The sequence below is a fragment of the Longimicrobium sp. genome (assembly GCF_036399255.1).
Classification (GTDB): Bacteria; Gemmatimonadota; Gemmatimonadetes; order Longimicrobiales; family Longimicrobiaceae; genus Longimicrobium.
In genome coordinates, this window is record NZ_DASWNM010000021.1 from 1 (window position 1) to 22,137 (window position 22,137).

15 protein-coding genes are annotated in these 22,137 nt (G+C 72.2%); 9 read left to right on the forward strand and 6 right to left on the reverse strand.

The genetic code is table 11. The features are described from left to right. Nucleotides 1-463 precede the first annotated feature (463 nt). The 3 genes from VGC13_RS03025 to VGC13_RS03035 all read left to right on the forward strand — a co-directional run bounded on the left by VGC13_RS03025 (nt 464) and on the right by VGC13_RS03035 (nt 10,621). A complete protein-coding gene (locus VGC13_RS03025) occupies nt 464-3,166 on the forward strand; it encodes a PBP1A family penicillin-binding protein (RefSeq protein ID WP_331123724.1) in 2,703 nt (900 codons plus the stop codon). A 244-nt stretch (nt 3,167-3,410) separates the two neighbouring features. Next, entirely contained in the window at nt 3,411-5,651 is a 2,241-nt protein-coding gene (locus VGC13_RS03030; RefSeq protein ID WP_331123725.1) for a BamA/OMP85 family outer membrane protein, read from the forward strand. Continuing rightward, the gene (locus VGC13_RS03035) at nt 5,648-10,621 is read left to right on the forward strand and encodes a translocation/assembly module TamB (RefSeq protein WP_331123726.1); all 4,974 of its coding nucleotides are present in this window, start codon (nt 5,648-5,650) and stop codon (nt 10,619-10,621) included. Before VGC13_RS03030 ends, VGC13_RS03035 begins: the two co-directional genes overlap by 4 nt. Before the next feature lie 586 nt (nt 10,622-11,207). Here VGC13_RS03035 and VGC13_RS03040 read toward each other — a convergent pair. Next, on the reverse strand, nt 11,208-11,804 hold the full coding sequence (locus VGC13_RS03040) for a hypothetical protein (protein ID WP_331123727.1): 597 nt from the start codon (nt 11,802-11,804) through the stop codon (nt 11,208-11,210). A 19-nt stretch (nt 11,805-11,823) separates the two neighbouring features. Between VGC13_RS03040 and VGC13_RS03045 the strand changes: the two genes are divergently transcribed. The 5 genes from VGC13_RS03045 (at nt 11,824) to VGC13_RS03065 (ending at nt 16,574) form a co-directional block, all read left to right on the forward strand. Continuing rightward, the gene (locus VGC13_RS03045; protein ID WP_331123728.1) at nt 11,824-12,750 is read left to right on the forward strand and encodes a TPM domain-containing protein; all 927 of its coding nucleotides are present in this window, start codon (nt 11,824-11,826) and stop codon (nt 12,748-12,750) included. Beyond that, a complete protein-coding gene (locus VGC13_RS03050; protein WP_331123729.1) occupies nt 12,750-13,508 on the forward strand; it encodes a nucleotidyltransferase domain-containing protein in 759 nt (252 codons plus the stop codon). The genes VGC13_RS03045 and VGC13_RS03050 overlap by 1 nt, the downstream gene beginning before the upstream one ends. Before the next feature lie 47 nt (nt 13,509-13,555). Continuing rightward, complete coding sequence (locus tag VGC13_RS03055) at nt 13,556-14,176, forward strand: LemA family protein (protein ID WP_331123730.1); 621 nt, start codon at nt 13,556-13,558, stop codon at nt 14,174-14,176. 782 nt (nt 14,177-14,958) lie between these two features. Beyond that, complete coding sequence (locus tag VGC13_RS03060; protein ID WP_331123731.1) at nt 14,959-15,951, forward strand: fatty acid desaturase family protein; 993 nt, start codon at nt 14,959-14,961, stop codon at nt 15,949-15,951. Next, a complete protein-coding gene (locus VGC13_RS03065) occupies nt 15,948-16,574 on the forward strand; it encodes a hypothetical protein (RefSeq protein WP_331123732.1) in 627 nt (208 codons plus the stop codon). Before VGC13_RS03060 ends, VGC13_RS03065 begins: the two co-directional genes overlap by 4 nt. A 224-nt stretch (nt 16,575-16,798) precedes the next feature. Here VGC13_RS03065 and VGC13_RS03070 read toward each other — a convergent pair whose 3' ends face one another. From VGC13_RS03070 to VGC13_RS03090, 5 genes are all read right to left on the reverse strand, one after another. Beyond that, nucleotides 16,799-17,578: a creatininase family protein gene (locus VGC13_RS03070; RefSeq protein WP_331123733.1), complete on the reverse strand. Its 780-nt coding sequence runs from the start codon at nt 17,576-17,578 to the stop codon at nt 16,799-16,801. Then, the gene (locus tag VGC13_RS03075; protein ID WP_331123734.1) at nt 17,578-18,216 is read right to left on the reverse strand and encodes a hypothetical protein; all 639 of its coding nucleotides are present in this window, start codon (nt 18,214-18,216) and stop codon (nt 17,578-17,580) included. Before VGC13_RS03075 ends, VGC13_RS03070 begins: the two co-directional genes overlap by 1 nt. A gap of 226 nt (nt 18,217-18,442) precedes the next feature. Then, complete coding sequence (locus VGC13_RS03080) at nt 18,443-19,084, reverse strand: DsbA family oxidoreductase (protein ID WP_331123735.1); 642 nt, start codon at nt 19,082-19,084, stop codon at nt 18,443-18,445. A 254-nt stretch (nt 19,085-19,338) separates the two neighbouring features. Next, entirely contained in the window at nt 19,339-19,767 is a 429-nt protein-coding gene (locus VGC13_RS03085; RefSeq protein ID WP_331123736.1) for a TIGR02588 family protein, read from the reverse strand. Continuing rightward, a complete protein-coding gene (locus VGC13_RS03090) occupies nt 19,764-20,621 on the reverse strand; it encodes a TIGR02587 family membrane protein (protein WP_331123737.1) in 858 nt (285 codons plus the stop codon). The genes VGC13_RS03085 and VGC13_RS03090 overlap by 4 nt, the downstream gene beginning before the upstream one ends. Nucleotides 20,622-20,829: 208 nt before the next feature. On the opposite strand from VGC13_RS03090, the gene VGC13_RS03095 reads away from it, so the two are divergent. Next, on the forward strand, nt 20,830-21,774 hold the full coding sequence (locus tag VGC13_RS03095; RefSeq protein ID WP_331123738.1) for an SMP-30/gluconolactonase/LRE family protein: 945 nt from the start codon (nt 20,830-20,832) through the stop codon (nt 21,772-21,774). Nucleotides 21,775-22,137 lie beyond the last annotated feature (363 nt).

Genomic DNA, 22,137 nt, shown 5'->3' on the forward strand with positions numbered 1-22,137 from the left:
GAGGGGCACCCCGCCGGCGCAGTGCGATGCTTGTCGTCGAGCCCCGATCTGTCGGCAACCAACCTCCCCCAGCAGTTTTGGGGGGAGGTGCGAGCCTAAGCGAGCGGAGGGGGGCGCCCGCGGACGCAGCCCGGACCCGTCCGCAGCGCGATCGAATTCTCCCCTCTCCGTGAGGAACGAACGGGGAGGGGCCGGGGGAGGGGCACCCCGCCGGCGCAGTTCGATGCTTGTCGTTGCGCCCCGATCTGTCGGCAACCAACCTCCCCCAGCAGTTTTGGGGGAGGTGCGAGCCTAGGCGAGCGGAGGGGGCGCCCGCGGACGCAGCGTGATCCATCCGCCCCTCAATCGAATTCTCCCCTCTCCGTGAGGAACGAACGGGGAGGGGCCGGGGAGGGGCCCCACCGGGCGCCGTTGTTGCATCCCGCCTCGTCCAGACCCCATCCGTTCCATCCACCCGATCCACATGCCCGACCCGAGCCCGCACGAGCCCGAGAACATCTACCGCGGCGGCTACTTTCCCGACCTGCGCGAGCGGCTGCGGGAGGCCGTCCGCTACGTGCGCCAGCTGGTGCTGGATCCCGGCGTCGCCATTCCGAAAGCCGGCCGCTCGCTGCGCGCGGCGCTGGGGCGTGACGCGGCGTTCTTCGGCGGCATCGTACGCTTTTTTACGCGCGGGATCGCCAACGGCGTCCGCAATCCCAGGCACCGGCGCTGGATCATCCCCCTGTTCGCGCTGGCGGGGTTCGCGCTGACGATGTCGTGGCAGCGCTGCGGGATCCGGGGATGCCCCAACGTCGCCCGCCTCGCCACGCTGCAGCCGGGCGGCAACGCGCTGGTGTACGACGCGCGCGGGGCGGTGATCGCGGACCTTTCGCCCACGCGCTGGCAGGTGGTCGATCTGGATCGTCTTCCCGACTACGTGGGCGAGGCGTTCGTCGCGGTGGAGGACCAGAACTTCTACCGGCACAACGGCGTGCACTGGCCGCGCTTCATCGCGCAGACGGGGCGCAACCTGATTCCCGGGCAGCGCGGGGCGGGCGCCAGCACCATCACCATGCAGGCGGCGCGCAACGTGTTTCCCGACCGGCTGCCGGCCAGCGAGCGCACGGTGACGCGCAAGCTGCTGGAGATCCGCGTGGCGCAGGAGATCGAGCGCCACTACGGGAAAAAGGACATCCTGCAGCTGTACCTGAACAACATCTACTTTGGCGAGGGCGTGTACGGCATCCAGTCCGCCGCGCGCGTCTACTTTGGCAAGAACGCGGCGGACCTGCGTCTCTCCGAGGCGGCGCTGCTGGCGGGGCTCCCCAAGGCGCCCACCAACTACAATCCCCGCCGCAACATGCAGCGCTCCGTGCAGCGGCGGAACCTGGTGCTTTCGCTGATGGCGGCGCAGGGGCGCATCACCGCGGAGGACGCGGCGGAGTCGAAAGAGGCGCCCGTCCGCCTGGCCCGCTGGCGGCCGGAGGAGCGCCGCCGCAGCCGCGCGCCGTACTTCACGGAGGCCGTCCGCCGCCAGCTGGAGGCGCAGCTGGGCGACGCGCTGTACCAGGGGGGAATGCGGATCCACACCACGCTGGATCCGCGCGTGCAGGCGGCGGCGGAGCAGCAGCTCGAGGCGCAGATCCGCGCGGTGGAGAACGGCGCTTTCGGGCGGTTCACCGGGCCTAAGCGCGCGCAGTATCGCGACAGCACCGAGACGCCGTACCTGCAGGGCGGGGCGGTGTTCATGGACGCGCAGACGGGGGACGTGATCGCGCTCGTCGGCGGGCGGACGTGGGACGACTCGCGTTTCGACCGCATCACGCAGGGGCTGCGGCAGCCGGGGTCGGCGTTCAAGCCGTTCGTCTACGCGGCGGCGGTGGCGCAGGGGGTGTCGCCGGTGGACACGGTGCGCGACGACACCGTGCGCCGCACCCTTCCCGGCGGCGAGGTGTGGGTGCCCCGCAACTTCGACGGGCGCTACCGGGGACGGGTGACCGTGCGCTACTCGCTGCGTCAATCCATCAACACCGTCGCCGTAAAGCTGGCCGAGCAGGCGGGGCTGGACCAGGTGGAGGACGTGGCCCACCGCGCCGGCATCCGCGCCGACATCCCCCCGCTCCCCTCCATCGCCATCGGCGCAACGGCGGTGCGGCCCATGGAGCTGGTGACGGCCTACACACCGTTCGCCACGCTGGGCTACCGGGTGGAGCCGCGCTTCGTGACGCGGGTGGAGGACCGCGAGGGCAAGGTGGTGTGGCGCGCCCGCGTCCGCCGCCGCCGGGTGATGGACCGCGGCGTCGCGTTCCTCGTGACCAACATGATGCGCGGGGTGATGGACCGGGGGACGGGGAACGCCGCCCGGGCCGCGCTGGGCAGCGGCATCCCCGCGGCGGGAAAGACGGGGACGACGAACGGCGCGACGGACGCGTGGTTCGTGGGATACACCCCGCAGCGGCTGGGCGCGGTGTGGATCGGCTTCGACCGGCCGCGGACGATTACGAACGAGGGCTCGGGCGGGCGGGTGGCGGCGCCGGTGTGGGGGCGCATCATGCGCGTGGCGATGCGCGGGCAGGAGGCGGAGGCGTGGAAGGCGCCGGGCGGCGTGGTCCGGCGCGAGGTGCGGGCCAGCGACGACCGGGTGGTGGCCCCCGGCTGCCGCGTGCGGGGCGACACCTATACCGAGTACTTCCTTCGCCGCCACGTCCCCGCGGCCGTCTGTCCGCGCGGCACCCGCCGCGACGAGCGCGACTGGTGGCAGCGCACGCGCGACGAGGTGGGCACCCGCGTGGGCGAGTGGGCCCGCGAGGCGTGGGACGACGTGCGTGGCCGCGCCCGCCGCGCCGTGGGCCGCGAGGACGCCGTGGACCGTGACGAGGGAACGCGCTCCACGCGGGAGGAGCGCCGCGAGACTCCCGTGACGGAGGTGGAGACGTCCACCGACGCGCCGGAGCAGACGGTGATCACGGAGACGGTGGAAACGGTGAGGCCGGACGAGGCGGAGCCGCGCGACACGCTGCGCATCGGCGCGCCCGCACCGTCCTCCACGGCGCCGCGGCCGTCCGCGCCCAGGGACACGCTGGTGATCCCCGCGGCGGATCCGGATCCCGTCGAGCCCGATCCGGGGGCCCAGCCGCCGCCCGCGCAGCCGCTCCCCGTGCCGGTGCAGCCGCCGCCGGGGTGAAGTGGCACGGCGGATGCTCCCGGAATGATCGTTTTGCCGCGGTGGAGCTGATCCGCCGCGGCCGCGCCCCAGGGAGCGGGAAAGGCCCCGCGGACGGGGCGCGTTGCCCGTGCCGCCCGGCGGTGTAGATTCCCGGCTCGGCCGGCCGGAATTTCGGTAAAACCCGATCGTCGCGGAGCGCCACGCCTTTCCCCCCGGGAGCGTGGCACGCCCGCGCGTGCGCATCGTACATCCACGCTCCTTGATGCCCCACGCCCTTCGCCACGCGGTGCGCCTGCTGCTCCGCCGCCTGTCCCTGCGCCCCGCGCTCGCCGTGGGGGCGCTGGCCGTGCTGGCGGCGTGCGCGGGGAGCGGCGGCGGCGTCGCCACCGGACCCCTGCCGCAGTTCGCGGAGTTCGAAGGGCAGGACGTCCGCTCGGTGAAGTTCGAGGGCGAGCTGGTGGTCCCCGAAGACTCGCTGCGCAGCGTGGTCACCACCCGCCCCTCGCGCTGCCGCATCGCGGGGCTGCTCCCGTTCTGCATCGGCCGCTTCGGCGACGAGTCGTACGCGCTGGACCTGGGCGTGCTTTCGCGCGACGTGGCCCGCATTCAGCTGGCCCACCGCGACGCCGGCTACTACGGCACCCGCGTCCTTCCCCTGGTCGACCCCGCGGTGGGGGAGGACGGGGTGGACGTCGTCTTTCGCGTGGAGCCGGGGGACCTGACCACGCTGACGGGGCTGGAGATCGCCGGGGCCGAGGCGGTGGTGGACACGGCGGTGCTGATGCGGCGCGTGCCACTGAAGGTGGGCGAGCCGTTCCGCCGCATCGACTTCCTGGCCTCGGTCGACACGGTGCGCAACACGCTGCTCAACGAGGGGCACGCGTACGCGCAGGTGCTGCGCAACTACGAGATCGACACCATCGCCGACGTGGCCACGGTGCGGCTGGAGGCGGCGCCGGGGCCGCTGGTGACGGTGGACTCCATCATCTTCAGCGGCAACTACCGGCTCGACGCCGAGACGCTGCGCCGGCAGATGGCGGTGCAGGTGGGCGACCGGCTGCGCGCCACCCAGCTGGTGCGCAGCCAGCGCAACCTGTTCGAGCTGGAGCTGGTGCGCTTCGCGGCGGTGGAGGTGGCGCCCGAGCGGCTGCAGGTGACGCCCGACAGCCTGGAGCTGGACCAGGACAGCATCGGCAGCACCGTCCTGGTGCGCATCGTCGAGGCGCCGCGCTACGCGGCCGAGATGGCCATCGGCTACGGCAGCCGCGACTGCGTGCGCGGCGAGGCCAGCCACCTGGACCGCAACTTCCTGGGCGGCGCGCGGCGGCTCGAGATTACCGGCCTGGTCGCCAAGGTGGGGGTGGGCGACCCGCTGAACGGGCTGGAGAAGAGCGCGTGCCCGGCGTTCGACCCCGACAGCCGCTTTACCCCCGAAGACTCGCTGATCGCCGACCAGCTGAACTGGCGGCTGGCCGCCAACTTCCTGCAGCCGCGCCTGTTCGGCACGCAGACCAGCGTGGTGCTCAGCGGGTTCACCGAGCGCATCAGCGAGCTTGACCTGTACGTGCGCGACGCCAGCGGCGGGCAGGTGGGCGTGGTGCGCCAGATCCTGCCGCAGACGCTGGCCTCGCTGACCTTCGAGGTGCAGCGGGGGCGCACGCGGGCCAGCGACTACTTTTTCTGCGTGGCCTTCGAGGTCTGCTCGCAAGAGGACATCGCCCTGCTGGAGGAGTCGCGCTGGTCCAACAGCGCCACCCTGGGCCTTTCGCAGAGCCGGGTGCGGCTGGACCCGTTTCCCAGCGGCGGCCACTCGTTCCGCGCGGGCGTGGACTACGCGTCCGCGTTGCTGGGGTCGGACGACGAGTACCTGCGCCTGTCCGCGGACGGCATCGTGCACCGCGAGCTGCGCAACGACGTGGTCCTCTCCCTTCGCCTGGCCGGCGGCACCTTCCTCACCGGCGTGCTCACCGGCGACCGCGGCTACATCCCGCCGGAGCGGCGCTTCTACGGCGGCGGGCCCACGGGCGTCCGCGGCTTCCGCTTCAACGAGCTGGGCCCCACGGTCTACATCGCCCGCCCGCGCCGCACGGCGGACGACGGGTTCATCGTCGACACCATCCGCTCGTCCACCGGCGGCACGCGCGCCCTGCTGGCCTCGGCCGAGGTGACCTTTCCCCTGCGCGCGGGGCCGCAGTTTTTGCGCAACGCGCGCTACGCGGCGTTCATCGACGCGGGGCAGGTGTGGGAGTCGCGCGACTCGCTGGCCGCGCGGGCGCCGCTGCGCTTTACGCCCGGCATCGGCGCGCGCTTCGCCTCGCCGGTGGGGCCGTTCCGGCTGGACCTGGCGTACAATCCGTACGGCGCGGTGCCGGGGCCGCTGTACGGCATCAACGAGCGCGGCGAGCTGGTGCCCGCGCCGCTGCTGCGCAGCTATCGGCCCACGGAGGGGCGCGGATTCCTGCGCCGGCTGGTGGTGCAGGTGTCGCTGGGGAACGCGCTGTGACCACGTCGCGCCGCCGCCGCCGGCTTGACCGCGTCGGGCTGCTCCTGCTGGGGCTGCTGGTCGGCTTCGGGCTGACGGCGCTGGTGCTGTTCTGGTACGTCAACCGGGCCCGCACCCGCGCGGTGGTCGAGGAGCGGGTGCAGGTGGCGCTGGGGCTGCCCAGGGAGGCGTTCGAGCTGGAGGAGGTGGAGGAGGACGGCTCGCTGCGCATCATGCTGCGGCAGGTGGCCTTCCTGGACCAGGCCGGCGACACCATCGTCTCCGCCCCCACCGCCCGCGCGCGGCTGATCGCCTCCACCCTCTCCGCCGAGAGCGGACCCATCGTCGTGGACCAGGTGGTCGTCGACCGCCCCTACATGCGCCTGCTGCAGCGCGCCAACGGGGAGTGGAACTACACCGACATCATGAAGGCCGAGGCGGCCGGCGCCCCGCTGCAGGCACCGGGTGAGGAGCAGGGCCGGCCCATCGCCATCCGGGGGATGCGGATCGTGAACGGCCGCGCCCGCATCGCCACGCCCTACCAGGCCCCCGCCAACCCCAACCCGCGCTTCGCCAGCCTCAAGCAGCCGGAGCGGGTGCGCACGCAGGGCGGCGTCTACACCATCCGCTGGATGACGGACATCCAGGCGTCGCTCCCCCTGGTGCGCCTGGGCGGGGCAGGGGGGTGGCGGGTGGAGGTGGCCAGCCTGACGGCCAACGTCCGCAACCCCGACACGCGGATCCAGCAGTTCGCCGGCTCGTTCGAGATGGGGCTGGACGAGACGCTGCGGTTCGACGTCGAGACGCTGCGCACCCCCCGCTCCGCCTTCGACGGCGAGGGACGGGTGCGCTTCGCCGATGCGGGCCCGGTGTTCGACCTGAACGTCCGCGCGCACCCGCTCTCCTTCGCGGACTTCGGCGGGATGGGGCTGCCCCTGCCGCCCACGGGCACCGCGTCGTTCGCGCTGAACGCGCAGTCGCAGGCCGGCGGGCGCACGCTGTGGCGGGTGACGGACGCGCGCGTGGCCATCCTCGATTCCCGCGCCGCCGGCCGGGTGACGGTGCTGACGGGGCCGGGGATCGAGCCCGTCTTCAGCGACACGCGCCTTACGCTGGACCCGCTGCGGCTGGCGGACCTGGAGACGCTGGGCTACATCGACGAGCTTCCGCTTGTGGGCACGGTCACGGGCGAGGTCGCCAGCCTGGACGCGCTGCAGGCCGGGGACGGCGGGCCGCTGCGCATCGACCTGAGCGCCGCGCTCACCCCGCGCGACAACCCGGGCACCGCGCCCTCCGTCATCGCCGCGAGCGGCCTGATCCGCTACGCGCCGGGGGAGGACCCCATCCGCTTCTCGGGCCTGCGGGTGGAGGCGCGTCCGCTGCGGGTGGAGCACCTGGCCGCGTTCAGCGACAAGCCCAACGCGATGCTGCGGGGGACGCTGACCGGCGTGGCGACCCTCACCGGCTCCGCGAAGGACGTGCGCGTGGAGGACGGCGACTTGGCGTACGCCGTGGGCGACGCGCCCGAGACGGTGCTGCGCGGGCTCTCCGGCCGCTTCGTGATGGGCGAGACGCCGCGCTGGGAGCTGCGCGCCCGCGCCCAGCCGCTGGCGCTGGCCACGCTGACGGAGCTGTTCCCCGCGCTCCCCTTCCGCACCGCCACCCTCGCCGGGCCGATCTCGGCGAGCGGCGTGGGCGACGACGTGACCTTCGACGTGGACCTGCAGGGCGCGGCGGGGGGGATCGCCGCGCGCGGCAGCCTGGTGATGGGCGACCCGCTGCGCTTCGACGTGTCGGGCCGGCTGGACGCCTTCCGCGCCTCGGGCGTGCTGGCGGGGAACGTTCCGCTGGAGGGCCCGCTGAGCGGCACCTTCAGCGCCCGCGGCGCGGCGAACGACTTCCGCTTCGCGGTGGACATGACGCAGGGCGCGGGGAGCTTCAACCTGGCCGGCAACGTCCGCAAGGAGGGGGAGGATCCCTACCAGTTCGATGTGGCCGGCCGGGTGGACAACTTCCGCATCGGCGCGCTCGTCGGAAAGCCGGGGCTGCTCCCCGGGCCGGTGAGCGGGCCAATCGCGGTCTCCGGCGGCGGGCGGCAGCCGTACCGCTTCGACGTGGCGCTGACGGGGCCGCAGGGGATGTTCGACGTCCGCGGCACCTTTGCGCCGGGGACGGTGCCGGCGTACACGGTGACGGGACGCATCCAGGGGCTGGACCTGTCCGCGCTGCCGGGGATGGCCAACCTGCCGGCCACGCGGCTCACGGGGACCCTCGACGTGGACGGGCGGGGGACCACCCCCGAGACCTTCGCGGGACGCGTAGCGTTCGACGCGGCGCCGGGGTCCACCGTGGGCGGGGTGGCGATCGAGACGGGGACGGTGCGGCTGACGGCGGCGGACGGCGTTCTCAACGTGCAGCGCCTGCTGCTGGCGGTGCGCGGCGCGCGGCTGGAGGCCAGCGGATCGCTGGGGCTGACGGCCGCCTCGCCGGTGGTGCTCAACTTCCAGCTGGACGCGCCCGACCTGGGCGTGCTGGCGGCCATCATCCCCCCGCCGGGGCGCTACGAGCCGGAGATCGCGGGCTCGCTGCAGGCCAGCGGCTGGGTGGGCGGCACGCTGCGCTACCCCGAGGTGGCGTTCAACGCCCGCGGCTCCGGCGTGCGCTGGCAGACGTACCAGGCCGACCAGCTGGCCGTGCAGGCGCGGCTGCAGAAGGGCGCCACGGTGTGGACCGGCAACGTGACCGTGAACGGCGCCGGGCTCGCCTTCGGCAAACAGACCATCCGCTCGGTGGCGCTGGAGGCCAACCTGGCCCCCGAGGCCGCCAGCTTCGGCATCGACCTGCGCAAGGACGAGAACACCGACCTGCAGGCCAGCGGCATCCTGGAGCTGCAGGGGCTGGCGGTGAACGGCGTGCTGCTGCGAAGCATGAACCTGCGGCTGCGCGACGTGCACTGGACGCTGGGCGTCCCCGAGGCGCGGCTGGCCCGCGTGGAGGGTGGCGGATTCCTCGTGCAGAACCTGCGGCTGGAGCGCACGGGGACGGAATCCACCGGCTTCATCGAGGCCAACGGCGTGCTGCCGCCTACGGGCGATGCCACCCTGGTGGTGCGGATGGGCGGCATCGAGATGGGCGAGCTGCGCCAGCTGGTGCCCACCATGCCCGAGGTGAGCGGCACGCTGGCGCTGACCGCCTCCATCACCGGCCCGGTGGCGAACCCCGCGCTGGTGCTGGACGCCACGGTGGACCGCCTGGCGTACGGCGGGCTGACCACCGACCGCCTGTCCGTCCAGGGACGCTACGGGGCGGGGGTGATGGCGCTGACGGCGGACCTGCTGATGGAGGGGCGCTCGGTGCTGGACGCGGACGCCGCCATCCCCATGGACCTGGCGCTGGGCGGGCTGGTGCCCACCTTTGCGCTGCGCCGCAACGACCCGCTGACGGCCACCCTGCGCGCGGACTCGCTCCCGCTGCAGCTGATCACCGCCGCCGTGCCCACGATGCTGGAGCAGGGCGAGGGGTCGGCCGCCGCGCAGATCAGCATCACGGGGACGCTGGACAACCCGCGCGTGGGTGGGACGGCGGCGATCGCGGGGGCGATGACCATCGTGCCGCTGGGGGTGCGCTGGGAGCAGATCGACGCGGCGCTGCGGCTGGACGGGCAGACGGTCACGGTGGAGCGGGCCACGGCGCGCACGGGGAGCAGCGGCATCGCCACCGTTACCGGGCGGGTGGTGCTGGACGCGCTGGACAGCCCCGACCTGGACCTGCAGCTGGTGACCGACAACTTCCAGGCGATCGACAAGGAGGACGTGGCCAGCCTGGAGGCAGACGCGCGGCTGGCCATCACCGGCAGCCTGCCGCGGGCCACCCTGAGCGGCGAGCTGACGCTGGAGGACGGCACCATCCACATCCCCGAGCTGGGCGAGCCGGCCGAGGCCGACATCCTGGACGTGGACGTGGGCGCGCTGGGCGCCGACACCGTCTCGGCCGGGGTGACCACGGCGGCGGGGATGATGGGGATGCTGGTGCCTCAGGACCTTACCGTGCGCATCGGCGAGAGCGTGTGGCTGGAGTCCGCCGACGCGCGCATCGCCATCCAGGGCGAGCTGACGGTGTACGAGGCCGCCGGGGCGCTGCGGGTGTACGGCGAGCTGGAGACGGTGCGCGGCACCTACACGCTGCGGGTGGGCCCGGTGGAGCGCGAGTTCGAGATCGTGCGCGGGTCGGTGCAGTTCAGCGGCACGCCGGACCTGAACCCGCGGCTCGACATCGTGGCCCGCCACGAGGTGCGCAGCCGCGAGCCGGGCACCCCCGACATCGGCGTGCTGGTGAACCTGGGCGGCACCATGCAGGCGCCCACGCTGGCGCTGAGCAGCGAGACGCGCCCGCCGCTGCCGGAGTCGGAGCTGCTGACCCTGCTGCTGTTCGGCCGGCGCAGCTCGGAGCTGGCCAACCTGCCGGCGGAGTTCACGCAGGGGATCATCCTGGAGCAGCTGCTGGGCGGCGTGCTGACCAACCAGCTGGAGCAGGTGTGCGCCGGGCTGCGCATCTTCGACTACTGCCGGCTGCGGGCGCGCCCCACGGGCGCCGGGTTCGCGGGGATCCCGCAGTTCGGCACCGACATCTTTGCCTACGCGTCGCTCGAGGCGGGGCGCGAGGTGTTCGAGGATGCGTTCGCGGTGCTGGAGATCGTGGACCTGCTCACCAACCCCAAGGTGGGGCTCTCGGGCGAGTGGCAGGCCACGCGCAGCTGGACCCTCCGCGGCGCGTGGGAGCCGGTGCGGCGTGACCCGCTGCTGCTGAACCTGGACCGGCGCGGGCGGCAGGTGCTGCTGGAGGCGCGCCGCCGGTGGGAGTACGGCCGTCCGCCCGTGCAGGAGGACGCCGTCAGCGGCGATCCGCCGCCGGTCACCGACGCGCCGCGTCCCGGCGAGCAGTCCACGCCCCAGGGCCAGCCCCCGCCCCCACCGCCGAGCGACTCGCCGTAAGCGGGCGGACCGGGCGAGGGGACGGGGAGGACGGAGGAAAATCAGGACGGGCGCACGGATGATCCGGTGCGCCCGTCCTGTTTTCGTGCGGGCGGCGGGGGGCCCCTCCCCCGGCCCCTCCCCGTTCGTTCCTCACGGAGAGGGGAGAATTCGATCGCGCTTCGGAGGGTGTCGGGCTGCGTCCGCGAGCGCCCCCTCCGGCTCGCTCAGGCTCGCCACCTCCCCCAAAACTGCTGGGGGAGGTTGGGGGTACCGACGGATCCGGGCTCGACGACATGGATTGGGCTGCGTCGGCGGGGTGCCCCTCCCCCGGCCCCTCCCCGTTCGTTCCTCACGGAGAGGGGAGAATTCGATCGCGCTGCGGACAGCCTGTCGCGCGCGTCACCCTCCCCCGCGCAGTTTGCGGGGGAGGGGGGCGGCCCACCATCCCGCACAGCCCGCTCCGAATCACTCCGGACCCTCCGCTATCCCAACCTCCCCCAGCAGTTTTGGGGGAGGTGGGCGAGTAATGCGAGCTCGGTGGGGGCGCCCGCCGGCGCAGCTCGATCCTCGATCACCGCGCCTGGAATCCGCCGAGCCCCCGCCGTCAGTAGAACCGCCGCTCCCTGGCGTTCTCGCGGGTCAGGCGCACGACGGTGCTGTCGCCGCGGACGGTGACGGGGACGTTCCACTCCAGCGTGACGTCGGGAAGCACGTAGGCGGCGTACAGCCAGAACCGCCCCTCGTCCGCCGCGATCGTGGCCATTCCCTTCGTGTCGGTGGTGTCGGTGCCGGGCGAAGCGCCCAGTTCCGCCACCTTCAGCGCGGCCATGCTGTCGAAGTCGGCGAACACCCGCCCGCGCCACCGGCGGCGGTTCACGCGGATGGAATCCACCCGCGCCTGGACGGCCGCGCGCTGCGCCCTCACCACCCGCACGGCGCTGTCGCCGGCGGCCGAAAGCTGGCGCTCGCGGGCGTTCAGGCTCTCCAATTGCGTAACCAGCACGGAGGGGATCGCGGGCTCCTCTTCATCGGCCGCCTTGGCCAGTGAATCCATCAGGGCCTGGCGGTCGTAGGGAAGCAGGAAAACCGGCAGGTCCGCCACCGGCTCGCCGCCTTCGGCGAGCGCGGCACGCACCACCACCTTGCTGTCGCTGCACCCGGCGGCCGCCAGGCAGGCGGCCAACAGCAGCAGACGCTTCATCAAACGCGCTCCGGGAGGAATGGGACGGATCAACGGGCCAGACGAACGCAGCGGCGCTCGCGGCAATCGGCACGGCGGGGTTTCGCAAGCGGCGCGCCGGGCGGCGCGGCGGCTGGCGTTCGCCCTGGGACTGGCGGCCCTCGCGGCGGCACAGCCGGCGGAGGCGCAGCTCCAGATTCCGCGCCCCACCGGCTACGTGAACGACTTCGCCAACGCCATCCCGGCGCAGGACGAAGCCGCCATCCAGGCCGTCATCGACGAGGTGAAGACCAGGTCGGGCGGCGAGATCGTGGTCGTTACCCTGCCCTCGCTGGAGGGCGAGGTGGCGTCGGACGTGGCGCTTCGCATTGGCCGCGAGTGGAAGATCGGCGCGGCGGGGCAGCCCACGGACCCCGGGCGCAACACGGGTGCGGTGATCCTGGTCTCCATGAACGACCGCAAGTGGCGGGTGGAGACGGGGATCGGCACCAACGACTTCATCACCGCGGCCGAGGCGGGGCGCATTGGCCGCGACCTGATGGTGCCGCGGCTGCAGGCGGGGCAGCCGGGGCAGGCCATCCTGGCGGCGGTGCAGGGGGTGGCGCAGGAGTACGCCGAGGCGTTCAACTTTACCCTCAGCGGCGCGCCGCCGCCCACCGCCCAGCCGCGCTACGAGCCGCCGCCGCAGGGCGGGCGCGGACGCTCGTCGGGCGGGGGCGGGTTCATCTTCTTCCTCATCCTGATGTTCATCCTCTTCTCCATGATGCGGGGCGGGGGAGGCGGCGGACGGGGCGGCAGGCGGCGGCGCGGGGGAATGCCCATCATCCTGCCCTTCCCGGTGAACTGGGGCGGCGGCGGGGGCGGTGGATGGGGAGGCGGCGGATTTGGCGGCGGGGGCGGGGGCGGGTTCGGTGGATTTGGCGGCGGGGGTGGATTCGGGGGCGGCGGCGCGGGAGGCGACTGGTGATGAAACGAGACGAGACCGAGGGGCCCGAGGAGCGCGCCCGGCGCTTTGCCGGCGAGATGCAGGCGGTGTACGGGGCCGACCTGGCGTCGGTGGTGCTGTACGGCTCCGCCGCGCGCGGGGAGTACCGCCCCGGCGCCTCGGACCTGAACCTGCTGGTGCTGCTGCGCGACGTGTCGCCCGCGGCGCTGCGGCGCGCGTCCGAGGCGGCGCGGGGGTGGGTGGCGCAGGGCAACCCGCCGCCGCTGATGATGTCGGCCGACGAGTGGCGCGGCTCGGCCGACGTGTGGGCCATCGAGCTGGCCGACATGCGCGACGCGCACGTCACGGTGGCGGGCGCCGACCCCTTCGCGGGCATCGACATTCGCCTGGAAGACCTGCGCATGCAGTGCGAGCGCGAGCTCAAGGGCAAGCAGATCCAGCTGCGGGAACGCTACCTGCTCTTCGCGGGGGAGCCGGCGGAGCTGGGCGAGCTGCTGACGCGCTCGTTCAGCACCTTCCTGGTGCTGTTTCGCACGGTGCTGCGCCTGGGCGGCGACGGCGGCCCGCGCGACGGCGAAAGCGTGGTGCGGCGGCTGGCGGAGCGGGTGGGGTTCGATCCGGCGCCGCTGCTGGAGGTGCACCGGGCGCGCTCCGGCGGCGAGAAGCTGCGCCCCCAGGCCGACGCGCCGGTGGTGGTGGGGTACCTGGACGCCGTGAGCCGCGTGGTTGCCTACGTGGACCGGCTGGCGCACGGCGGCGCGGAGCTGCCGCGCGCATGACGCAACAATCAACCGACAACCCGAACTCGGCTTTCCGGAGGAGAACGATGCGGGCCAAGAAGAGCGTGATCGCCCTGATGCTGGCACTGTCGCTGGGCGGGTGCGGATACAACCGGATCCAGGCGCTGGACGAGCGGGCCGAGCAGGCGCGCAGCAACGTGGGCGTGGCGCTGCAGAACCGGAACCAGCTGATCCCCAACCTGGTGGCGACGGTAAAGGGCGCGGCCGACTTCGAGCGCGGCACCTACACCGACGTGGCGCGGGCGCGCGCCGGGCAGCTGCCGGCGGCCGAGCAGCAGCTTGCGCAGGCGCGGGGGCAGCTGGACCAGGCGGTGCGCAGCAACAACGTGAACCAGATGGAGCAGGCCGACGCGGCGGTCACGCGGCAGATCGGCACCTACCTGAACATCGCGGTCGAGGCGTACCCGCAGCTGCGCGCCACGCAGAACTTTACAGCGCTGCAGGACCAGCTGGCCGAGAGCGAGAACAAGATCTCGCGGGCGCGGCAGGACTACAACGAGGCGGTGCAGCAGTACAACACCTACATCCGCTCGTTTCCGCAGGCCCTTACGGCCAAGGTGAGCGGCGCGCAGCGCAAGGAGCCCTACCAGCCCCCCGCCAACGCCGACCAGGCCCCCACGGTCGACTTCGGCACGCCGGCGAAGTAGCCAGGGCGGGGTAGGAAGACGGAAGAACAGCCGGTGCACGGATCGTCCGTGCACCGGCTGTTCGTCGTTTGGGAGGGTGCACGCCTCTCCCGCGCGTGAGCGAGTAAACTCGCCGCAACAAGGGCGGAAAGCCCCGCAAACTGCGCGGGGCTTCAACTGCGGGAGGAAGAAATCTCGGCAATGACTTCCTGAGGGAGCGCCGCGTGGAACCCTGAATGCACACCGCACCAGGCGCGTGACCGAAGGACCTCGCGTCGGCATGCTCGGAGCCGGTCTTCAGCCACGGAGCGCCCTCCTCGCGTGAGCGGCTAAAGCCGCCGCTGGAACTGCGGGAAGGCCCGCACGCCCCATACGGTCATTCCGAGGGAGCGCCGCGCCAATCCATCCCAACCCCGGACCCTGTGCGCGACTGAGGAATCTACCGTCGGGATTCTCGTGCGCAGCCGAGGCACCACGGTGACCGCCCTCGCGTGAGCGGCTAAAGCCGCCGCTGGAACTGCGGGAAGCCCCGCAAACTGCGCGGGGCTGCACCTGCTGACCAGATTGCGCAACACTCGTCCGCGAAGGCGGACATTGCGTTTTCCCAGCCGCGAATTCATTCGCCCGGCGGCCGGCGCGCGGGATGTATGCCGCTACGCGCCTGACCGTGCGCATCGCCGGTCGCTCGGCATCTGGACGCGCGCGGGTGGTTCGATTACTCTCCCCACATCCACTCCACACACGTTCCGACGCGGCCGCGCCCGGCCGCTCCGCCGTATCCGCACATCCTCGCGCAGCACCTCATGCATCATCACGAAAACGAAGCGGCCGTGGACGAGCGGCTTTCGCGCGGGCTGCTGGCGCAGACCGCGGGGATTCACCTGGGGCTGATGGCGGCGTCGCTGGCGGTGTGGCGGGCGGAGATGCCGGGGCGCTGGGCGGTCCTGGCGGTGCTGATCGTGGCGCAGGGGCTGTGGCTGGACCGCATGTACATCGCGGCGCACGAGGCAATCCACAAAAAGCTGTACCCCTCGCGCCCGCGCCTGAACGACTTCTGGGGCACGGCGCTGCTGATGCCGGTGGCGGCGCCGTTCACCATCTACCGCCGCATCCACTACTTCCACCACGGACACAACCGCCGCGACCACCACACGGCCAACCTGGACACCTTCGTGGTGCGCGGCGAGCTCTCGGCGGGGCGGCGGGCGTACTACAACGCGGTGTGGATCTTCTACGTGTTCCTGGGCGGCTTCTTCATCCACTCGCTGGTGTCGGTGCTGCTGTTCCTGCTGGTGCCCACCGAGCCGGCGACGCGCATCTCGCCGGTGTTCAAGCACTGGAAGATGGACAAGCGGCTGCGCTCGTGGGCGGAGCTGGGGCTGGGGCTGGGCTACCACGCCGCGGTGTGGACGGCGTTCGGCGCGGGGGGATGGATGATCGCGCTGGGGCTGCCGGTGGCGGTGTTCGCGTGGGTGTGGTCGCTGCTGCTGTACGTGTACCACTACGACACCAGCGTGGGCGCCGACGTGCGCCACAACGTGCGCTCGCTGCCGCGCCAGCGCTTTTTCTCGTGGCTGCTGCTGAACTTCAACGAGCACGCCACGCACCACGACGATCCCACCATCCCCTGGCACCAGCTGCCCGAGCGCCGGCACGAGCTTCCCGCGGCGTACCACGAGAACCAGAAGGTGCACACGCTGTGGCAGGCCATCTGGCAGCAGCGAAAGGGGCCGCTGCTGGAGAACGTGGCCAAGGTGGGCGAGTTCTCGGTGGAGCTGCGGCTGGGCCGGCGGTGAGCGCTCCGGAGCGCATCCGCCGCGCCACGCACGACGACGCGGAGGCCATCCTTGCGGTGAAGCGCGCGCTGGCGCTGCCTGCGGACGCGCGCGAGGCGCCGCGGGGCGGCTTTCTGCTGGGGGCGTCGCTGGAGGGCTACCGCGCGCTGATCGATGCGGCGGACGTGTGGGTGCTGAACGACACGTCCGGGGCGGTGGCGGGGTTCGCGGTGCTGCTGCCGGAGGCGGTGCTGCGCGCGTCGGAGCTGTGGACGCGCCGCGAGGCCATCCAGTGGGACGCGCCGGGCGGATGGGTGCTGCCGGAGGACCGCGTGTGCTACTTCGACCAGCTCGCCATCCTTCCGGAGGCGCGGATGCGCGCGCCCGAGCTGGCGCTTACGGCGCTGCGCGGGGCGGTGCGGGGCGGCCACGAGCACCTGTTCGCCACGGTGGTCGCGCACCCGGTGCAGAACACCGCCTCGCTGGCGCTGCTGCGTGCGCTGGGTGCCCGCCGCGTGGGGAGCGTGGACGAGGCGTACGAGGGGGTGGGCCGCATCGTCAGCGACCTGTACTACGCGCCCATCGGCGGCGCGGACACGCGGCTGGCGGAAACCACGCGCGCGGGGCGCCGGGCGGTGCGCTGACGCTTTTCGTTGCTGATGGAAAACGGCCCGCGATTCTTATCGCGCGGCCGTTTTGATTGCGGGGTTCCTGCTTGCGGACGCGCCGGTGCTGGGGACGCCGCACACGCCTGGCCGCCGAGTCCGCGCAGGCGGACTTCGTGTGGTTGTAGCGGCGAATTCATTCGCTCGTGCAAGCGGGCGGCAGGTACCCGTCTGGATCGCGCAGGGCCGGGTGAGAAGGCCCGTCAGCCGCCCTGCTCATCCCCGTACAGGTCATCCAGGTCCGCCGCGGCGAGCTCCACCAGGAACCCGCCGATGCGCTCGGTGACGGCGCGGAAGAAGGCCTCGCCCTTCTCCGGAGTAGAGGCGGAGGGGTCGCCGACGCCGGTGTCCTGGGAGATCTTTGTCCACGGGCGCGGCGCCCACGCCCAGCCCTCGCGCAGGCCGGCGATGCGCGCCTTTCGCTCCGCGCCGGAGCCGGCCTGGTCCAGCGGCAGCGCCAGGTGGGGCGCCACGTGCATGATCACGCTGGTCTCCAGCTCGCCCGCGTGGTCGCCCGGCGTGTCGAAGAACGGGCGCGGATCCACGCAGTTCCACCAGTTGATGGTGCACAGGAACAGGTCGACCCTGGGCTGCAGCTCGCGGATGATGGCGCGGAAGTCGTTGCCGCCGTGGCCGTTTAGGATCACCAGCCGGCGGATGCCCTGGCCCGCCAGCGCGTGCGCCAGGTCGGCGAGAAGGGCGGCCTGCGTGCCGGGGTTCAGGTTCAGGCACAGGGGGATGTCGAGCTGCCCCGTCTGCACGCCGAAGGGCACGGTGGGAAGCACGATGGCCCGCGCGCCGCGCTCCCACGCCAGCCGCGCCGCCTCGGCCGCCACGTGGTCGCACTGGATGACGTCGGTGGCGTACGGAAGGTGCCAGTTGTGCGCCTCGGTGGCGCCCCACGGCAGCACCGCCACGTCGTACGCCGTGCGCGACACGGCCTGCCAGTTCGTCTCCGCCAGAATCCAGGGCCTGCCCGCCATCATGCTCCGCTGAAGGGGTGAGAATCGCCGCGGCCGAACACCTTCCGGATCCGCGCCTTCCATCCGTCCGGCGCCGGGGCGGGTGAGGAGGGAGGAGCGTGGGAGTACGCCACGTGCTCCTCCAGCATCGCCCGTTCCGCCGCCGAAAAACCGCCGACGCAAATCCACAGCAGCGACTGCGCCGCGGAGAGCCCGGCACGCAGCCGCCCGCTCACCATCTCCGAGACGGCCGCCTCGCCGCCCCCGCCGATGCGCACCAGCAGGTGGTCCGGGCCCAGCTCCGTCCGCACCGGCAGCGGTTCGCGCACGTAGTGGTCCGCGAAGTCGTTCAGCATGCCCCGGGACGTGCGGCGCACCCACTCGCCCGGATCGCAGCGCGGGATCCCCGCTGTCGGGTAGAAGGCGGGCGGTGGCGCGTGCTCCATGCGCGCGATGGGCCCGGGCGTGACCAGCGTGACGTCGGCCAGCTCTCCCGTGCGGCCGTCCCAGCCGGTCTCCAGGAGCGCGCGCTCATCGCCGAACGTCCAGTACAGCGTCGTTTCCGGGCCGCGGCGGGGCCACTTCATCATCAGCGGGATGCAGGCGTCCACCGCGATCTCCCCCGCCCGCTCCGGGCCCGCCCCTACGATCTGCAGCATCGTCCTCTCCGTACACCGCGGTGCGCTCGCGCCAGGCGTCGATCACCGCGCGCAGCACGTCTCGCAGCTCGGCGACCGCGTCTTCCGGCGTGGCGCCGAAGCCGGTCAGGATGGGGATCTCGGAAAAATCGGCGAAGTAGCCGCCGTCGGCCTCGCTCCACCGTACCCGGAACCCGTACGTCTGCGTCATGGGGCTCCAGGCCCCGGGGCACGCCGCATCCGCACGTCAGTCCCCCGCGGCTTCCATCTCGCGGACGCGGTCCAGCACGGAGACGAAGGTCTCCAGCGACTGGGCCCCGGAAAAGGCGTACTTTCCGTCGATGACGAAGTAGGGAACGCCGCTGATGCCCAGCGACGCGGCCTCGGCCTGGCTCTCGTCCACCTCGCGGCCCAGCTCGTCGCCGCCCAGGAAGCGCGCCACGCGGTCGCGGTCCATCCCCACCTGCGCGGCCACGTCGGCCAGCACGCCCGTTTTGCCGATGTCGCGCCCCTCGGTGAAGTTGGCGGCGAACAGCGCCTCGGCCATCTGCCGGCCGATGCCGGACTGCTGCGCCAGCAGCACCAGCCGGTGCGCGTCGCGGGTGTTGGGGTGGCTGGGGATGGCGTTGAAGTCGAAGCGCAGGTCGTCGTGCGCGCCCGCCGCCGCCACCTGCTGGAACATCGCCTTTGCGCGCTCCGGCCCGCCGAACTTGGTGCGGATCACCTCGTCCCACGGCTTTCCCTCACGCGGCAGGTCCGGCTGCAGCTGAAAGGCCCGCCACACCACCTGTGCCTCGACGTCCGGCCGCTGCCCCAGCGCCCGGTACAGCCGCGTCTCCCCAATCCAGCACCACGGGCACACCACGTCGGCCCATACCTCGATGCGCATCCCGATCTCCAGTCTTTCGGTTAAGTCGTGCCCCACGGCGAGAGGTTACAGGGGACAGGTTACAGGTTACAGGTTACAGGTTACAGGTTACAGGTTACAGGTTACAGGTTACAGGTTACAGGTTACAGTGGGCAGGGCGCCGACGGATCATCGCTGGTTTCCGGCCCTGTTCGGCACGTCGCAACGGGCAGAGCGCGACGGATCATCGCCGTTTGCTGGCTGTCCCCTGTAACCTGTCACCTGTAACCTTTCCCTCACGGCTCCTGGTATCCCAGCGCCCGCAGCTCCAGCCGGAACGCGCGGGGATCCCCGCGAAAGAACAGGCCGCCGTGGCGGACGGAGCGGCCGGGGACGTAGTCCAGCGTGGCCTCGCTCACCTCCACGCTCTCCGCGCCGCGCATCAGCTCGCCTTCGATCTTTACGCCGGCGGCGGTGTTGTGGCCGCGGTTCACGGCGCGAAACCGCACCAGCCACATGCCGTCCGCCTGCAGCACGGTGTCGGCCTGCACGTGCATGGACGGGGGCGTCTGCGGGCGCGCCAGGGCATCGTACAGCATGGTGGCCACCACGAACAGCACCAGCGCGGTGCTCACGGCCGCGGCCACGGTCTCCCACCGCGACTTGCGCCCGCCGCCGGCGCCGCCGTCGCGCTTCAGCCCGCCGTCCGGGGCCGCGCCGCTCACAGGATGAGCCGGGCGGCGGCGGCGCCCAGGCTGGCGGGAAGCCCCAGCACCAGCGTCATCCCCAGGTACGAGGTGAACGGGCCCCCCTGCAGCCGCCCGAACGTCCACAGCACGTACGCGCTCACCAGCAGCGCCACCGCGTAGCCCACGACGGTAAAGCGCAGGAACACGCTCCACGCCGACGCGCCGCGGGTAGAGGGCGCGCCGCGAAAGGCGGAGGCGTAGACGAAGCCGTGCATCATCGCCAGCGAGGCGGCCACCAGCGCCAGCGCGTGCCAGGGCGTCATGACGAACGAGATGAAGATCATCTCCTCGGTGGGCGCGGCGTTGAAGGCCAGGAACACGGCGCCGGCGGCCATGAAGAACACCTCGGCGCCGTAGCCGGCACGGTCGCGCCGGCGCTGCTCGGGGCCGTCCTCGCCGCCGGCCAGCTGGCTGTTGGAGAGCACGGCGCCAAAGCTGGCGGGGACGGACTGGATGGCCACCTTGCCCATGATCTCGCGCAGCGGCTGCCCCAGCTCCACGATGCCGAAGAGCAGCAAAATGACGAACGAGGCGGTGAGCCCCACGCCATACGCGATCATCCCGTCGATGGCGTCCTCGCGCCAGCTGGCGGTCTCTTCGAACCCGGAGTAGTGGTCCAGCGCCACCAGCACGGGCACCATGACGACCATGAAGATGGCGAGGTTCACCCGGTCCAGGTAGAACCCCAGCCACCACATCTCCATGGTCATCAGCAGGGGGAGCGAAAAGAACACGGCGCCCCCGAACGCGCGCGCCAGCCCCATGGCGAAGCGGCGGTCCGCCTGGCGGTCGGGCGGTCTGGGGGTCCGGGAGACGGTCGGCTCTTTCACACCGGGAGCCGTGAGCAAATTCCGCGCGTGAAGGGGATAGGGGACAGGTTACAGGGGACAGGTTATAGCGGGCAGGTCGCGACGGAGCATCGCCGTTGCTGGCTGTCCCCTGTAACCTGTCCCCTGTACCCTCGTCCGTGGGGCACACGTCTCGCAGGGCCGCGGCAGAGGGTACGGGATCGGCTGACCAGGATGGGAGAGCTGCTCGATGATGCATTCAGCTCGTCGTTTGCCGCGGTGGGTGCTCGCCGCGTGCGCGCTGGCGTCGTGGGCGTGCGGGGGGACGGCCGAGGCGCGCGACGCGCCGGCGGCCGCGCGCAAGCTGCACACGCTGCAGGGGCTGGGATTTCCCGAGTCGGTGCGGTACGACGCCGACCAGGACGTCTACTTCATCAGCAACATGGCGGGGCCGGGGTCGCTCAAGGACGGCAACGGCTTCATCGTCCGGGTGGCGGCGGGGGACCTGTCGCGGCCCCAGGTGTTCATCGAGGGCGGAAAGAACGGCGCCACGCTGGACGCGCCCAAGGGAATGGCGCTGCACGGCGACACGCTGTGGGTGGCGGACATCGACGTGCTGCGCGGCTTTCACCGCCGCACGGGCGCGCCGCTGGCCACCATCGACCTGCGCGCGCGCAACGCGGTGCTGCTGAACGACGTGGCGGTGGGGACCGACGGGTCGCTGCACGTGACCGACACCGGCATCGCCATGACCGACAAGGGGGTGATGTACCGCGGCGGCGACAAGATCTTCACCATCGGCCCGGGGGGGTCGGTGTCGCTGATGGCGGAGGGCGCGGCGCTGGGGCGCCCCAACGGCATCACCTGGGACCCGGAGGGAAAGCGGTGGATCGTGGTCTCGTTCCATCCCTTTCGCAGCGAGGTGTACGCGGTCGCGCCGGAGGGGGGTGCGCGGACGGTGCTGCTGCGCGGGCTGGGGAAGTTCGACGGGGTGGAGCGGCTGGCGGACGGACGCCTGCTGGTGACCTGCTGGAGCGACAGCAGCCTGCACCTGGTCAGCGGCGGCACCAGCCAGCGCATCATCCGCGGCCTGTGGCAGCCCGCGGACCCGGGCGTGGACACCCGCCGCAACCGCGTCGCCATCCCCCTGGTGCTGCAGGGCCGCGTGGAGATCTGGGAGCTGCCGGCGAGGTGAGGTTCCCGCGACGAGGCCGAGGTGACCTTCTCGGATGAGAAAACGTACGTCTTGAGAGCGTGTTTAAGAATCCGACGCTGCGCATCCAGGCAGATCTACTAGTGCCGTCATTCCGAGTAGCGCTGTCATTCCGAGGCCCGGCCACGCCGTAGCCTGCTTTCATACCAGAGGTTGCAGGGCCGAGGAATCTACTGTCGGCTTGCTGGAGGGCAGACGCGGCAGCCCGTGCTTACCTTGCGGCTACGACACGGGCGGACAGGGCCAGTGCCGGAGCGGTGCGGCGGGGCACCAGCAGCAGACAGTAGATTTCTCAGTCGGCGCGCCGGATTTCGTGCGAGCCGATGGTGCGGTGTGGCGCCTCCT